Origin of the sequence: Nocardia sp. FDAARGOS_372, assembly GCF_002554515.1 — a bacterium.
Classification (GTDB): Bacteria; Actinomycetota; Actinomycetes; order Mycobacteriales; family Mycobacteriaceae; genus Nocardia; species Nocardia farcinica.
This window is the reverse complement of the sequence record NZ_PDDW01000001.1, coordinates 3,014,443-3,028,136: the sequence shown is the minus strand read 5'-3', so window position 1 is coordinate 3,028,136 and position 13,694 is coordinate 3,014,443. Positions and strand designations below refer to the sequence as shown.

At 68.7% G+C, this 13,694-nt stretch carries 16 protein-coding genes and 2 tRNA genes; 12 read left to right on the top strand and 6 right to left on the bottom strand.

What is annotated here, in order from left to right; genetic code table 11:
* The first annotated feature begins 112 nt into the window (after positions 1 to 112).
* Positions 113 to 766, top strand: coding sequence for a Uma2 family endonuclease (locus CRM89_RS14660; protein ID WP_098084419.1), 654 nt, complete (start codon positions 113 to 115; stop codon positions 764 to 766).
* Positions 767 to 831: 65 nt separating this feature from the next.
* On the opposite strand, the gene CRM89_RS14655 is transcribed toward CRM89_RS14660, so the two are convergent.
* Positions 832 to 1,140 carry a hypothetical protein gene (locus CRM89_RS14655; protein ID WP_127516205.1) on the bottom strand — a complete coding sequence of 103 codons (309 nt, stop codon included), beginning with the start codon at positions 1,138 to 1,140 and terminating at the stop codon, positions 832 to 834.
* A 249-nt stretch (positions 1,141 to 1,389) separates the two neighbouring features.
* Complete coding sequence (locus tag CRM89_RS32025; RefSeq protein WP_256385938.1) at positions 1,390 to 1,740, bottom strand: Scr1 family TA system antitoxin-like transcriptional regulator; 351 nt, start codon at positions 1,738 to 1,740, stop codon at positions 1,390 to 1,392.
* Between CRM89_RS32025 and CRM89_RS14645 the strand changes: the two genes are divergently transcribed.
* From CRM89_RS14645 to CRM89_RS14620, 7 genes are all read left to right on the top strand, one after another.
* Positions 1,645 to 2,115: an HNH endonuclease gene (locus tag CRM89_RS14645; protein ID WP_098084414.1), complete on the top strand. Its 471-nt coding sequence runs from the start codon at positions 1,645 to 1,647 to the stop codon at positions 2,113 to 2,115. The genes CRM89_RS32025 and CRM89_RS14645 overlap by 96 nt on opposite strands.
* Before the next feature lie 323 nt (positions 2,116 to 2,438).
* The gene (locus tag CRM89_RS14640; protein ID WP_011210759.1) at positions 2,439 to 2,645 is read left to right on the top strand and encodes a cold-shock protein; all 207 of its coding nucleotides are present in this window, start codon (positions 2,439 to 2,441) and stop codon (positions 2,643 to 2,645) included.
* Between the two features lie 177 nt (positions 2,646 to 2,822).
* A complete protein-coding gene (locus tag CRM89_RS32020; RefSeq protein ID WP_256385937.1) occupies positions 2,823 to 2,945 on the top strand; it encodes a hypothetical protein in 123 nt (40 codons plus the stop codon).
* 198 nt (positions 2,946 to 3,143) lie between these two features.
* Positions 3,144 to 3,350: a cold-shock protein gene (locus CRM89_RS14635; protein WP_011210757.1), complete on the top strand. Its 207-nt coding sequence runs from the start codon at positions 3,144 to 3,146 to the stop codon at positions 3,348 to 3,350.
* 1,173 nt (positions 3,351 to 4,523) lie between these two features.
* Positions 4,524 to 6,122, top strand: a complete 1,599-nt coding sequence (gene serA, locus CRM89_RS14630) for a phosphoglycerate dehydrogenase (RefSeq protein ID WP_011210755.1) — start codon at positions 4,524 to 4,526, stop codon at positions 6,120 to 6,122.
* Between the two features lie 70 nt (positions 6,123 to 6,192).
* Complete coding sequence (locus tag CRM89_RS14625; protein WP_098084412.1) at positions 6,193 to 7,200, top strand: 3-isopropylmalate dehydrogenase; 1,008 nt, start codon at positions 6,193 to 6,195, stop codon at positions 7,198 to 7,200.
* A 132-nt stretch (positions 7,201 to 7,332) separates the two neighbouring features.
* Positions 7,333 to 7,920 carry a Uma2 family endonuclease gene (locus CRM89_RS14620; protein ID WP_011210753.1) on the top strand — a complete coding sequence of 196 codons (588 nt, stop codon included), beginning with the start codon at positions 7,333 to 7,335 and terminating at the stop codon, positions 7,918 to 7,920.
* Here CRM89_RS14620 and CRM89_RS14615 read toward each other — a convergent pair.
* The gene (locus tag CRM89_RS14615) at positions 7,886 to 9,121 is read right to left on the bottom strand and encodes an MFS transporter (protein WP_098084409.1); all 1,236 of its coding nucleotides are present in this window, start codon (positions 9,119 to 9,121) and stop codon (positions 7,886 to 7,888) included. The genes CRM89_RS14620 and CRM89_RS14615 overlap by 35 nt on opposite strands.
* A 201-nt stretch (positions 9,122 to 9,322) precedes the next feature.
* Between CRM89_RS14615 and CRM89_RS14610 the strand changes: the two genes are divergently transcribed.
* From CRM89_RS14610 to CRM89_RS14595, 4 genes are all read left to right on the top strand, one after another.
* A complete protein-coding gene (locus tag CRM89_RS14610; RefSeq protein ID WP_011210751.1) occupies positions 9,323 to 10,096 on the top strand; it encodes a fumarylacetoacetate hydrolase family protein in 774 nt (257 codons plus the stop codon).
* 13 nt (positions 10,097 to 10,109) lie between these two features.
* Entirely contained in the window at positions 10,110 to 11,579 is a 1,470-nt protein-coding gene (gene gltX, locus CRM89_RS14605) for a glutamate--tRNA ligase (protein WP_098084406.1), read from the top strand.
* A 129-nt stretch (positions 11,580 to 11,708) separates the two neighbouring features.
* Positions 11,709 to 11,780 (top strand) — tRNA-Gln (locus tag CRM89_RS14600).
* A gap of 151 nt (positions 11,781 to 11,931) precedes the next feature.
* A tRNA-Glu gene (locus CRM89_RS14595) sits at positions 11,932 to 12,004 on the top strand.
* Between the two features lie 99 nt (positions 12,005 to 12,103).
* On the opposite strand, the gene CRM89_RS14590 is transcribed toward CRM89_RS14595, so the two are convergent.
* The 3 genes from CRM89_RS14590 to CRM89_RS14580 all read right to left on the bottom strand — a co-directional run bounded on the left by CRM89_RS14590 (position 12,104) and on the right by CRM89_RS14580 (position 13,680).
* A complete protein-coding gene (locus CRM89_RS14590; protein ID WP_098084404.1) occupies positions 12,104 to 12,286 on the bottom strand; it encodes a DUF5302 domain-containing protein in 183 nt (60 codons plus the stop codon).
* 102 nt (positions 12,287 to 12,388) lie between these two features.
* Entirely contained in the window at positions 12,389 to 12,946 is a 558-nt protein-coding gene (locus tag CRM89_RS14585; RefSeq protein WP_011210748.1) for a pyridoxamine 5'-phosphate oxidase family protein, read from the bottom strand.
* A gap of 32 nt (positions 12,947 to 12,978) precedes the next feature.
* A complete protein-coding gene (locus tag CRM89_RS14580; protein ID WP_011210747.1) occupies positions 12,979 to 13,680 on the bottom strand; it encodes an IclR family transcriptional regulator in 702 nt (233 codons plus the stop codon).
* Positions 13,681 to 13,694 lie beyond the last annotated feature (14 nt).

Sequence of the window (13,694 nt, the reverse complement as noted above, 5' to 3'; positions counted from 1 at the left end):
TCCGTATCGCGCAGAAGGGCCGTCCGCACCCCCGCGGGCGGCCCTTCGCGCGTCGTGGGACCGGCGGTCGAATGCGGCGTACCGCCCCGATCCGACTGCCTACGATGGCGCCATGCCCGCGTCCTTCATCGAGCGACCGGACCTCCCCGAATTCATGACCTGGGAGGACCTCGAGCGACTGCCTGACGAAATCGCCGGTCAGATCGAGCTGTGGCACGGGCGGGTCGTCTGGGTGCGGCGTGGACCGAGCGAACGCCAGCGATTCACCGTGCGCATCCGGAACGCACTCGAACGCTGCGCACGCGCGAGCATGACCACGCGCCAAGAAACCTGCTGGCAGGTGGACGTGGAGACCAACGTCTTCCTCGGCAGCACCGGTAAATCCGACTTCCTCACCCCCGACTTCCTGGTGTTCCGCTGTCTCGACTCCGCCTTTCAGGACGTGCGGGCGGCGGACACGCTCATGGTCGGTGAAGTGCTCTCGCCGTCGAACACCCAGTCCGACATGGAGGCCAAGAAAGGGCGGTACGCGGGTGCGGGCATCCCGTGGTACTGGGAGGTGACCATCGCGCACGACGAGAGCAGGATCGCCGTTGTCCGCTCCTACGCGTTGGAAACCGGGCACGGCCGCCTGCCCGATGGAGTGCGGCCGCTGCGGCCCGCCAACTATCTGCTCGCCGGCGAATGGACGCCCCACGATCAGGACGGCGTGCACATCGACTTCCCGTTTCCCATCGACATCCCCTGGGCCGAGCTCGCCTATTGATCGGTCGGCCCCCGAACACCGAACGGCCCGACACCTGTGGGTGCCGGGCCGTTGCGGGTGCCGGTTCAGCTGCTGCCGAACAACCCCCGCGGCTTGTTGTCGTGCCAGAACCGCCACAGCGGGTCGTCCCAATGACGGTTCTTGCGGCAGTCGTCCCAGCGGCCGGGGGAGTGGTTCCAGTCGTCCCAGAAACCCGGCTCGTCGCAGTCGAAGCGGTCACGATGATCGTGCCGCACCTCGGTCACCCCGGGCACCTCCGGCTGCGCCGAGGCGGGCACCGCCACCGCGGCCAACGGAATCACGGCGAGCGCACCGGCCGCGGCCACCCGCGCCACCAGCCTGCGTCTCGTCTCGGAACGCGTCGTCGAATACACCTTCAAATCCTTTCGATCGCCGGCGGGCACCACGCCCGCCTTCCCCCGACGGAGGATCCGCTCACCCACGGCGAACGGGTCATGATCGTCCGTGCCCCCACACCGCGAGCCCCGACACCCCACGCTGTGATCCGCACCCCCTAACTCTCGCGCACTCACGCCCCGAAATCACCGGTCGGAGCGGGATTCGAGTGATTTTTCAGCACCAAGTAGGAGTCCGGTCAGGGGAAACCCTGAGGAGGGCGGCTGTCACCCCGAAGCCCGCTGTTCCTGACAGCGACGGATGAGCTCCCGGGCCCGCTGCCCGGTCACCGACTGACCGGCGAGAAGATCGAAGGCCCGCCCATACACCGCGACCTCCTGCGGACGGCTGATCGTCAGTTCGGCAGCGGTGCCCTCGACCATGACGAGCCGATCGTCGAACATCACGAAGTTCGTCGAGACGACGAGCGCCTCCGCCTCGGCGGGCACGATGCCGAGACGATCCGTGCTCTGCTCGAGGACATGCCCGCCACGCCGCCGACCGAATCGCTCGGTTTCGACGTCGCCTTCATCGATTCGGTGGAGATCCGGGAGGGGACGCTGCTGGCGGCGAAGCACTATCGTCGTGAGCGGAATCCGAAGTTGCGGAAGGCGAAGTTGGCGGAATTTCGCCGGGTGCATTCCCGGGTTTTCTGTGAGGTCTGTGGCTTCGACTTCGAAGCGGTGTACGGGGAGCGCGGGGCGGGCTATATCGAATGCCATCACATTGTGCCGCTGCATGTTTCGGGGGAGACCGTGACGAAGCTGTCGGACCTGGTGCTGCTGTGCTCGAACTGTCACCGGATGATTCACCACGGGTCGCGGTGGTTGAGTCCGGAAGAGTTGCGCGAGGTTGTTCAGGTGTCCGGACAGCCGGCCGGACCCGGGACGGCGAGCGGGTGGAGTTCTGAGGTTCCGATTCGATTACGAAAACCCTGGTGGGGCCCGGTCTGAGGGCAGGTGCGACCACTTCGGCGGGCGCTTTTGACGGCGCGTGCCCGCACTTGCGGGGGTGGCGAACGGGGGTGATTCCGCTCATGGCGAACAGTGAAAATTCCATGTCCCACAATATTCTTCGATGTGCCGTCGAATAGTGCGCTGACCTGGTGACATGGGTCGGTGAACACCGGTGGCCGTAGAGTGTCGGCGCCGTCGGGAGGGTCGATTGGCTCACAACCACCCCCTGTGGAGGTGGAGGAATCCCGCGATCCGTGGCAGGGTGGATCTACGAGACCGGTGCATCGCAGTTTCCCCGGCTCGTCAACAGAAAGTATGAAATGGCTCAAGGCATTGTGAAGTGGTTCAACAGCGAGAAGGGCTTCGGCTTCATCGCTCAGGACGGCGGCGGTCCCGACGTCTTCGTGCACTACTCGGCGGTCAGCGGTTCCGGTTTCCGGTCGCTGGACGAGGGGCAGCGCGTGGAGTTCGAGATCGGCCAGGGGCAGAAGGGTCCGCAGGCCCAGGATGTCCGCGTCGTCGCCTGATACGTCGACTTGGTAGAAGCTCCGCACCGGATGGTGCGGGGCTTCTCGCGTTTTCGGGGGCCTCCGGTCTTGGTGAATCGGGCATGGGCCGGCCGGTTCGAGGCCACCTCGTGGCCCGGACGTCGGCCGGGGCGGTGGCGGAGTCGCTCGCCCTCGCCGAGCGGGATCGCGACGACCGTGACGCATCTCGTCGACGAGGCGGGCGCGCAGAAGATGGCGGACCGCCGCCGCACCGCCGTCCACACTGAGCACGGCGCGGCCGGTATGCCGTGCACGGCGCGGCCGGTCGCGGTGCGGTAGGCCCGGTCGTGCGGGCGGTGCCGCCTACCCAGAGCGCGTTGTCCTCGCTCTGGTTCGGGCTCGCGGCGAACCCGTCGAGCGAGATGGTGGACGGCGGCACGCCGGCGTCCGGCATGACCGCGGCGTGACGTGGACGAACTGCGCCGGGTCGCAGTAAGATTCGTCGGTTCTGCGCGTTCGACAGAAGGTTCGAGACGTATGGTTCAGGGCACGGTGTTGTGGTTCGACAGCAAGAAGGGCTTCGGCTTCATCGCCCAGGACGGCGGTGGCGCCGACGTGTTCGTCGACTACCTGGAGCTCGTCGGTGGTGGATTCCGCTCGTTGCACGAAGGGCAGCGGGTGCGGTTCGACCTACGCCAGAGCAAGTCCGGCCCCGAGGCCGTCGGGGTGCACGTCATCGGCTGACCGGCGCTGCCGAACGGATATTCGTGGTGTGATCCACCGATTTCCTGATGGGTTTCCCCTGTCTCGAAGTGCGGTGATATGTGAATTTTGCCGCGCACGCTGCCACGGAATTGTTGACGTCAATTCTCAGGGCTTGCCGAGCACGGTTCAGCACGGTAAAGGCAGGCTCGAGATCGTGTGCTGGTCAGTTGCTATTTGTATGTATGCGCTGGTGAGAGCTGTTTGCCGAGGTAGCTGATGCCCGATAAACGACGAGACCTATTACCCCGGCATGCGAAAAGTAGTCTGTGTCACAATTTCCGCAATTTCCGTAACCGGGTCGTCGCGGCCGTCGATGTGCCCTGTGTCAGCCAGTTCGACTGGGACGTTTTCGACGAAAAGGAATTCATATGATCCCCGTTATCATCGACACCGGTAGTGCTGCTCTGAACGGTCTCTTCGACACCCTCGGCGCCGCCCTGCACGGTCTCGTGGACACCCTGTGGACGGGGTCGTTCGGCGGCTGATCACGCTGAGGCGTTGAACGCCGAGGCATTGAACGCTGAGGCGGGCATTGAACGCTGAGGCGTTGAACAAGGCCCCGCACCGGTCGGTGCGGGGCCTTTCTGTATCTGTGCGGGGCCTTTCGGTATCTACGGAACTGCGGCATCTCGCGCAGCCGCGGATCTGCGGCAGGGAAATGAGTTGCCGAATCGTAGCCGACATCAGCTCTTTGCACGTCGGAGCGCGCCCGAGGCGTTGCTAGCCTCCCGGTTGGAAGTTGGCTCACATCCGAGAACCCGGGTCGTCCGGCCGTTGCGGCGGTGGCCCGGTCCCTTCCGGTCGCACCCCGGCCGGTCCGAAGGAAGAGGAGTTCCCATGATTCCGATCATCATCGAAACCGGCAGCGCGGTGCTGGACGGCGTGCTCGACATCGTCGGCAGCATCCTCGACGGTCTCGGCGCAATGCTCGGCTCGTCCGAGTGAGGCGTTCGATCGGGTAGTGGCGGGCCCCGCACCGGTTTTCCGGGGCGGGGCCCGTTTCGGTGTCCTGGTTGCCCGATTCGCCGCGTATTCACTGGCGATCGCACCCACTGACGGCACCCGCCCACCGGGTGGCGGCACCCGCGCGAAGCTGGACCATTAAGCTGGGGCGCGGTAATTGCCGACCCCTTTCTCCAGGAGTACCCCACAGTGAGCCAAGCAGGCCGTCCTGTTGTTCTGATCGCCGACAAGCTCGCCCAGTCGACCGTCGACGCGCTCGGTGACGGTGTCGAGGTTCGCTGGGTCGACGGCCCCGACCGGCCGGCCCTGCTGGCGGCGGTCCCCGAGGCCGACGCGCTGCTCGTGCGCTCGGCCACCACCGTCGACGCGGAGGTGCTCGAGGCGGGCAAGAACCTCAAGATCGTCGCCCGCGCCGGTGTCGGCCTCGACAACGTCGACGTGCCCGCGGCCACCGAGCGCGGCGTCATGGTCGTCAACGCGCCGACCTCCAACATCCACACCGCCGCCGAGCACGCGGTCACCCTGCTGCTCGCCGCGGCCCGCCAGATCCCGGCCGCCGACGCCACCCTGCGCGAGCACACCTGGCAGCGCAGCAAGTTCAACGGCGTCGAGATCTACGGCAAGACCGTCGGCGTGGTCGGCCTCGGCCGCATCGGCCAGCTGTTCGCCGCGCGCCTGGCCGCCTTCGAGACCAAGATCATCGCCTACGACCCCTACGTCTCCCCGGCCCGCGCCGCCCAGCTCGGCATCGAGCTGGTCACGCTGGACGAGCTGCTGGGCCGCGCCGACCTCATCTCGGTGCACCTGCCCAAGACCCCGGAGACCAAGGGCCTGCTCAGCAAGGAGAAGCTGGCGCTCACCAAGAAGGGCGTCATCATCGTCAACGCCGCGCGCGGCGGCCTGATCGACGAGCAGGCGCTGGCCGACGCGATCACCTCCGGCCACGTGCGGGCCGCGGGCATCGACGTCTTCGAGACCGAGCCCTGCACCGACAGCCCGCTGTTCGAGCTGCCGCAGGTCGTGGTCACCCCGCACCTGGGCGCCTCCACCACCGAGGCGCAGGACCGCGCGGGCACCGATGTCGCCAAGTCGGTGCTGCTGGCGCTGGCCGGTGAGTTCGTGCCGGGCGCGGTGAACGTCACCGGCGGCGCGGTCAGCGACGAGGTCGCCCCCTGGCTCGAGATCGTCCGCAAGCAGGGCGCTCTGGTGGGTGCGCTGTCGGACGAGCTCCCGGTCAGCGTCGAGGTGCAGGTGCGCGGCGAACTCGCCGCCGAGGACGTGGCGGTGCTGGAGCTCTCGGCGTTGCGCGGCATCTTCTCCGCGCTGGTCGAGGACCAGGTCACCTTCGTCAACGCGCCCGCGTTGGCGAAGGAGCGCGGCATCAGCGTCGAGGTCACCACCGCCTCCGAGAGCCCCAGCCACCGCAGCGTCGTCGACCTGCGCGCGGTGTTCGGCGACGGCCGCACCCTGAACGTGGCGGGCACGCTCACCGAGCCGCAGCAGGTGCAGAAGATCGTCAACATCAACGGGCGCAACTACGACATGCGCGCCGAGGGCCTGAACCTGGCCGTGCTGAACTACGACGACCGCCCCGGCGCGCTCGGCAAGATCGGCACCCGCCTCGGCGAGGCCGACATCGACATCCTGGCCGCCCAGCTGAGCCAGGACATCGACAAGGAAGGCGCCACCGTCATCCTGCGTGTCAACAAGCCGGTTCCGGCCGACGTGCAGACCGCGATCGCCGAGGCCGTTGGCGCGGCCAAGATCGCCCTGGTCGACCTGTTCTGATCGAAACGACGTCGCCGCGCGCCGCCACCGCACCCCGGTGGCGGCGCGTGGGGCATGACGAGGAGTTGTCATGAAGCTTGCGGTCATCCCCGGTGACGGCATCGGTCCCGAGGTCATCGCCGAGGCGCTGAAGGTGCTCGACGTGGTCGTGCCCGGCGTCGAGAAGACCGAATACGACCTGGGCGCCAAGCGCTATCACGCGACCGGCGAGATCCTGCCCGACTCGGTGCTGCCGGAACTGCGCGAGCACGACGCGATCCTGCTCGGCGCGATCGGTGACCCGTCGGTGCCCAGCGGCGTGCTCGAGCGCGGCCTGCTGCTGCGCACCCGTTTCGAGCTCGACCACCACGTGAACCTGCGGCCGTCGAGGCTGTTCACCGGCGTGCGGAGCCCGCTGGCCGGTGCACCCGACATCGATTTCGTCGTGGTGCGCGAGGGCACCGAGGGCCCCTACACCGGCACCGGCGGCGCGATCCGGGTGCGGACGCCGCACGAGGTCGCCACCGAGGTCAGCACCAACACCCGCTTCGGCATCGAGCGGGTCGTGCGCTACGCCTTCGCCAAGGCGCAGGCCAGGCGCAAGCACCTCACGCTGGTGCACAAGACCAATGTGCTGACCTTCGCCGGGTCGCTGTGGCAGCACACCGTCGACGAGGTGGGCGCGGAGTTCCCCGAGGTCACGGTCGCCTACCAGCACATCGACGCCGCCACCATCCACATGGTCACCGACCCGGGCCGCTTCGACGTGATCGTCACCGACAACCTGTTCGGCGACATCATCACCGACCTCGCGGCCGCGGTGAGCGGCGGCATCGGCCTGGCGGCCAGCGGCAACATCGACGCCTCCGGCACCAACCCGAGCATGTTCGAGCCGGTGCACGGCAGCGCGCCCGACATCGCGGGCCAGTCGAAGGCCGACCCGACCGCCGCCATCCTGTCGGTCTCGCTGCTGCTGAACCACCTCGGCGACACCGAGGCCGCCGCGCGGATCGACGCCGCGGTCGCCAAGGACCTGGCCGCCCGCTCGGGCACCGCCTCCACCGTCGAGATCGGCGACCGGATCGCCGCGGCGGTCTGAACCGGTCATGACACGGGCCCCGCATCCGCACCGGATGCGGGGCCCGTCCTGTCTCGTTCGGGCGGCGCCCAGGTGGGTATCCCGGACGCACGGTATCGCCGAAGGTTCGGCGCGATACGGCAGGAGGATCTGGTGAGTGGACGGCGGACGGGACGCGGTCCGTACACGATCGGCGACCTGCACGCGCTGCCCGAGCACGGCAAGGGCTACGAACTCGAGGACGGCTGGTTGGTCGAAGTGCACCGCGGTGCCCGGCACAACCACGTGGTGCAGCGGATGGCCCGGCTGCTCGATCGCAGTGCCGATCTGGCCGTGCACGTCTGCCTCGGCGGCGGATGGGAGGTCGGAACGCCCGGCGGGGTGCGCAAGCCCGACATCGTGGTGGTGCCGCGCGAGGTGATCCGCGCGGCCATCGTCGCCGACCCGCCGCGCGTCATCCCCGGCACCCAGGTGCGGCTGGCGGTAGAGGTGATCGCGCCGGGCAGCGCGAGCGAGCGCACCGACCGGGTGCGCAAGGTCCGCGAGTACGCGGCGGTCGGCATCCCGGAATACTGGATCGTGGAACATCATCCGCAGGTGCGCATCCACCGGCTGGTGCTCGCGGACGGCATGTACCGGGCGAGCGCGGTGGTGGAATCCGGTTCGGTGCTGACCGCGGATATCGGCTCGGACAACGGGTTTCGCGTCAGCGTGGATCCCGGCGACCTGCTCGAGGTCTGACGCCTGCGGCGGAGCCGTTCTCGCGGTGGGCTTTCGGGTCGGCGGGCACCAGGGGAACCGCCATCGCGGCGACGGCCGCGGTGACCAGGTAGGCCGCCGGGAACCCGCCGACGGTGACGAGCGCGCCGAACACCGGGGGGATGGCGGCCATCGCCAGATTCTGGCCGGTGTTCTGCATGCCCAGCCCGCGTCCGCTCCAGTACGGACCGGCGATCTCGGCGACGGCGGTGAAGGCCAATCCGTTGTCCGACACGGTGATCACCGAGGCGGCGAACAGCAATCCGATCGCGAGCCACCACCACTGCGTCCACGCCGTCACGCCGAGCCCGGCCATGCACAGCGCCGCCGCCACCGCGATCTGACGCAGCGGTCGCAACCTGCTGCCCACCCGATCCGACCATGCGCCCGCGCCGATCCGGCCCAGTGCGCCGAGGATCTGGGTGGCGGTGACCACCGCGCCCGCCACCGGCAGCGACCAGCCGATGTCGCGGTGCAGCCACAGCAGCGCGAAGGTCCACACCACGCCCTGCGGGACGGCCAGCAGCACCGAGACACCGTGGATGCGCCACAGCGTGGCATCTCCGCGATAGGGGTTGTCCCGGTCGGCGGCAGCACCTTTCGGCCGCGGCGGGTCGATGATGGCGACCAGGCAGGCCAGCGCCGCGACGCCCGCCATCACCGCGGGGACCAGCACGGCCGCGGCGACGCCGTGGTGTTCGGCCACCGGCGGGATCGTCAACGCGGCGATGCCGACACCGAGCGGCTGCGCGGTCTGCCGGATGCCCATCGCCAGCCCGCGCCGGTGCGGCGGGAACCAGCCGACGATCACCCGGCCGCTGGCGCCGTTGGTGCTCGCCGCGCCGACGCCCCCGACGAACAACAGTGCGCCCAAGGCGAAGTCGTGCGTGGTGACGGCCGCGGCGGCGCCCGCGACGAACATCACCAGGGGACCGGCCACCAGCACCTTGCGCTCCCCGATGCGATCCACGACATAGCCCCAGGCGATCAAGGTGCAGACCAGCCCGACCGTGGGCATCGCCACCAGGACGCCCGCCGTCGGCAGCGCCATGCCGCGATTCGTCAGCGCGGGCAGCAGGAAGGGCGTGCCGTGGACGAACACGGCGCTGGCGGACTGGGCGAAGACGCCGAGCGCGAGCATGGACCACCGGCGGACGGCGCTGATCTGCGTCACGGTGGTCATCGGCCTCACCTCGGGATCTCAAATCTCAATATGTAAGATGAACTTCTCATCCAGTGAACTGCGAAACTCACCGTACACCCGCCGGGTGGTGCGGCGCACGCCCGGGCGGCGAGGTGCCGCGGGCGAGGAATCTCACATCGCGCGCGCCCGCGCGTACGGGCGCGCATCGCGGCGACCAGCGGCTTCCGTAGACTCCCCACCATGCGTCTAGGTCGAGTTGCCAGTCCCGAAGGGGTCGCGTTCGTCAGCATCGAGGGGGAGGGTGCCGACGCCGTCACCAAGGAGATCGCCGAGCATCCGTTCGGTACGCCGACGTTCACCGGGCGCAGCTGGCCGCTGGCCGACGTGCGCCTGCTCGCGCCGATCCTGGCCAGCAAGGTCGTCTGCGTGGGCAAGAACTACGCGGCGCACGCGGCCGAGATGGGCGGCGAGGCGCCCGAGCAGCCGGTGATCTTCATCAAACCCAACACCGCCATCGTCGGCCCGCACGCGCCGATCATCGTGCCGCCCAGCTCCCAGCAGGTGGACTACGAGGGCGAACTGGCGGTGGTGATCGGCCGTCCGTGCAAGGACGTGTCCGCCGCCCGCGCGCGCGAGGTCATCCTGGGCTACACCGTCGCCAACGACGTGACCGCCCGCGATCAGCAGCGCCAGGACGGCCAGTGGACCAGGGCCAAGGGCTACGACACCTTCTGCCCGCTCGGTCCGTGGATCGAAACCGCCCTGGACCCCGCGGATCTGGAGATCCGCACCGAGCTCGACGGCGAGGTGCGCCAGCGCAGCCGCACCTCGCTGCTGCTGCACGACATTCCGAAGCTCATCGAATGGGTGAGCACGGTCATGACGCTGCTGCCCGGCGACGTGATCCTCACCGGAACACCCGAGGGCGTCGGTCCGATGCAGGTCGGACAGCAGGTGTCGGTCACCGTCGAGGGAATCGGCACCCTGACCAATCCCGTTGCCGCCAAACGCTGATCGAGAGAGAGTCATGACAGAAGTACGGGTCCGTTTCTGCCCGTCGCCGACCGGGACGCCGCACGTCGGCCTGATCCGCACGGCCCTGTTCAACTGGGCCTACGCCCGCCACACCGGCGGCACCTTCGTCTTCCGCATCGAAGACACCGACGCCGCACGCGATTCCGAGGAGTCCTACCACGCGATCCTCGACGCGCTGCGCTGGCTCGGGCTCACCTGGGACGAGGGGCCCGAGGTCGGCGGCCCTTACGGTCCCTACCGCCAATCGCAGCGGCGGGAACTGTATCTGGACGTGGTGCGGCGGCTGCTGGAGGCCGGCGAGGCCTACGAATCGTTCTCCACCCCGGAGGAGGTCGAGGCCCGCCATCGTGCCGCGGGCCGCGATCCGAAGCTCGGCTACGACAATTACGACCGCGATCTCACCCCCGAGGCGATCGAGGCCTACCGGGCCGCGGGCCGGCCCGCCGTGGTGCGCCTGCGGATGCCCGACGAGGACCTCACGTGGACCGACCTGGTGCGCGGTGAGACCACCTTCAAGGCGGGCACGGTGCCCGACTTCGCGCTCACCCGCGGTAATGGTGATCCGCTCTACACGCTGGTCAACCCGGTCGACGACGCCTCGATGAAGATCACCCACGTACTGCGCGGCGAGGATCTGCTCTCCTCCACGCCGCGGCAGCTCGCGCTCTACGCGGCATTGCGCCGGATCGGGGTGGCCGACTTCACCCCGGAGTTCGGTCACCTGCCATTCGTGATGGGGCAGGGCAACAAGAAGTTGTCCAAGCGCGATCCGGAGTCCAACCTGTTCGCTCACCGCGACCGCGGATTCATCCCGGAAGGTTTGCTGAATTACCTCGCATTGCTCGGCTGGAGTCTCGCCGATGACCGCGACGTGTTCTCCATGTCCGAGATGGTGGCGGCGTTCGACATTTCGAAAGTGAATTCGAATCCCGCCCGATTCGACCAGAAGAAGGCCGACGCGCTCAACGCCGAGCACATCCGATTGCTCGAACCGGGTGATTTCGCCCACCGCTTGCGGCAGTTCCTCACCGAACACGGCCACATCGGCGCGGACGTGGACGAGAAAGTGTTCGCCGCGGCCGCCGAATTGGTGCAGACGCGCATCGTGGTGCTCGGCGACGCCTGGGATCTGCTGCGATTCCTGTTCGCGCCGGCCGACGAATTCACCGTCGACGAGGCCGCGGCCGCCAAGAACCTCGGCGCCGACGCCGTGCCGGTGCTCGAGGCCGCCATCGCCGCGCTGGAGCCGCTGCCCGGGTGGACCACCCCGGTCATCGAGGACGCACTCAAAACGGCGCTGATCGACGATCTGGGGCTCAAACCACGCAAGGCCTTCGCGCCGGTGCGGGTGGCGGTCACCGGCTCGCACATCAGCCCGCCGCTGTACGAGTCGCTGGAGCTGCTCGGGCGCGAGCTCACCCTGGCGCGGCTGCGCTCCGGGCTCGAGTGGGCGCGGCAGTAGTCGAAAGCGGCCCAAAACAGGGCCTTGACCAGGCGATTTGTAGTTTACCCGCCGAGGTTTGGTAATCTCTTCCTCGGCCGGAAACGCGGCCCCGAGTCAGCCGGACCCGGGGCTGAAAGACCTGGTCAATGGGGTATGGTGTAATTGGCAACACAGCTGATTCTGGTTCAGCCATTCTAGGTTCGAGTCCTGGTACCCCAGCGGAGAATGTTGTACGTCTCTCGGTTCGCGGCCGAAAGTTGTTCAGCATCCGGCGATTTGGTCGCCGGGCTTCGGTCGGCTAAGCTAACCGAGTTCCCACAGATCGAAAGATCTACCGGGTGGTCACTGAGCAAGTGAGTGATCATGTCCTGGCCCCGTCGTCTAGCGGCCTAGGACGCCGCCCTCTCAAGGCGGTAGCGCGGGTTCGAATCCCGTCGGGGCTACGCAAGAAGAAAGGCCCATGCTCATGGCGAGCATGGGCCTTTTTTGCTTCGCACTGGTCGTGTGGGGGCGGAGCCCGCAACGCCCCGCCCGGCGAGGGGCTAGCCGCTCTTGCGGCGGAACTCGCGTTTGTGGCCGGCCGCCGCGTGGGCGGGGGAGGCCTTCGCGCGGGCGGCGAGATGGGCCTCGGACTTGGTGTGGTGGGCGTTCTTGCGGTCGAGGGCCTCGCGGAACTTGCGCTTCAGGTCCTCGGGCGTGCCGGGGGAATCGGTGGAGTCGGTCATGGCGCTCCTTTCGTGGTTCTGCCGGGGTGGCGGCGGCCCGGTGGGCCCGCGCGATCCGGACATCCTCGACGCTAGCCCGGCGGGCGGGCGTTGTCGCTCGAATTACCCGGGGGTGTCCACGGACGGCTGGTCGGCGGTGACCGTGCTGCCGCCGAGCGGCATCGCGGGCAGACCGAGCTTGCGGTGGTCCCAGCTGCGGATACGGGTCGGCACCAGGCGCACCGCCACCCGCTTGTGCAGCATGCTCGCCACCAGCGGGCGCACCTCCTCGCTGTAGGGACCGGTGTAGCGCTCCCACACGCTCACCCCGACCGCCCACAGCTTGTCCGGGTCCTCGACGATCTCGGCCGTGCCCTCGAAGGAGACCCCGCGCAGCTGGTCGTAGGTCTGGCCGGCTTCCACCATGCAGGTGACCCGGGGATCGCGGCGCAGGTTGACCGCCTTCTGCGACTTCGCCTTGGTCTCGAACCAGATCTCCGGCAGCGCGGTCACCGTGCCGTCGGGGCCGCGCTCCCCGCCGATCAGCGCGAACCACATCGCGGTCAGGTGCGGGGTGCCGGTCGGGCCGAGGGTGGCGAGCGTGGCGATGCGGCTGCGCTCGAGGAACTCGGTCACCTCGGTGTCGGACATGACGATCTGTGCGCGTTGGTTGACTCCCATGCGCCAACTGTAGTGACCGGATGTGAAACGTGTTACAGCCGCTTGTGCAGCGCGTCGGCGGCGGCCACCAGATCCGCGGCCCAGCGCGCGCCCGGTCTGCGGCCCATCCGGTCGATCGGGCCCGACACCGAGACCGCCGCGACCACGGCGCCCGCCGTATCGCGCACCGGAGCCGACACGCTCGCCACTCCCGCGGCCCGCTCGGCCGCGCTCTGCGCCCAGCCGCGCCTGCGCACCTCGGCCAGCGCGCGCTCGCCGAACACCGCCTCGGGCAGCACGGTGCGCTGCAACTCGGGCTCGGCCCAGGCCACCAGCACCTTGGCCGCCGAGCCCGCGGTCAGCGGTAGTCGGGCGCCGATCGGCACGGTGTCGCGGAGGCCGGACGGCGGTTCCATCGCCGCCACGCAGATGCGCGCGGTGCCGTCGCGCACGTAGAGCTGCACGCTCTCGCCGGTGATCTCGCGCAACCGGGGCAGAATCAGCCCGGCCGCCTCCTGCAACGGATCGCTCGCGCCCGTGGACAACTCCGCGAGCGCCGGGCCCGGCCGCCAGATGCCGTTGTTGTCGCGCGCGAGCAGCCGGTGCACCTCCAGGCCGACCGCCAGCCGGTGCGCGGTGGCCCGGGGCAGGCCCGTGCGGGCACAGAGCTCGTTGAGACCGCAGGGCTGCTCCGCGACCGCATGGAGTACCGCCACTGCTTTGTCGAGAACACCGATACCGCTATGCTGTCTCATAGAACGATACTAGC

Excerpts from the sequence above, each read along its gene's own strand:
- CRM89_RS14590 (WP_098084404.1), bottom strand. The coding sequence starts at position 12,286 with ATGACCGACTCCACCGATTCCCCCGGCACGCCCGAGGACCTGAAGCGC.
- CRM89_RS14585 (WP_011210748.1), bottom strand. The coding sequence starts at position 12,946 with ATGGGAGTCAACCAACGCGCACAGATCGTCATGTCCGACACCGAGGTG.
- CRM89_RS14635 (WP_011210757.1), top strand. The coding sequence starts at position 3,144 with ATGGTTCAGGGCACGGTGTTGTGGTTCGACAGCAAGAAGGGCTTCGGC.
- CRM89_RS14610 (WP_011210751.1), top strand. The coding sequence starts at position 9,323 with ATGCGTCTAGGTCGAGTTGCCAGTCCCGAAGGGGTCGCGTTCGTCAGC.
- CRM89_RS14615 (WP_098084409.1), bottom strand. The coding sequence starts at position 9,121 with ATGACCACCGTGACGCAGATCAGCGCCGTCCGCCGGTGGTCCATGCTC.
- CRM89_RS14640 (WP_011210759.1), top strand. The coding sequence starts at position 2,439 with ATGGCTCAAGGCATTGTGAAGTGGTTCAACAGCGAGAAGGGCTTCGGC.
- CRM89_RS14625 (WP_098084412.1), top strand. The coding sequence starts at position 6,193 with ATGAAGCTTGCGGTCATCCCCGGTGACGGCATCGGTCCCGAGGTCATC.
- CRM89_RS14660 (WP_098084419.1), top strand. The coding sequence starts at position 113 with ATGCCCGCGTCCTTCATCGAGCGACCGGACCTCCCCGAATTCATGACC.
- CRM89_RS14645 (WP_098084414.1), top strand. The coding sequence starts at position 1,645 with ATGCCCGCCACGCCGCCGACCGAATCGCTCGGTTTCGACGTCGCCTTC.
- gltX (WP_098084406.1), top strand. The coding sequence starts at position 10,110 with ATGACAGAAGTACGGGTCCGTTTCTGCCCGTCGCCGACCGGGACGCCG.
- CRM89_RS14580 (WP_011210747.1), bottom strand. The coding sequence starts at position 13,680 with ATGAGACAGCATAGCGGTATCGGTGTTCTCGACAAAGCAGTGGCGGTA.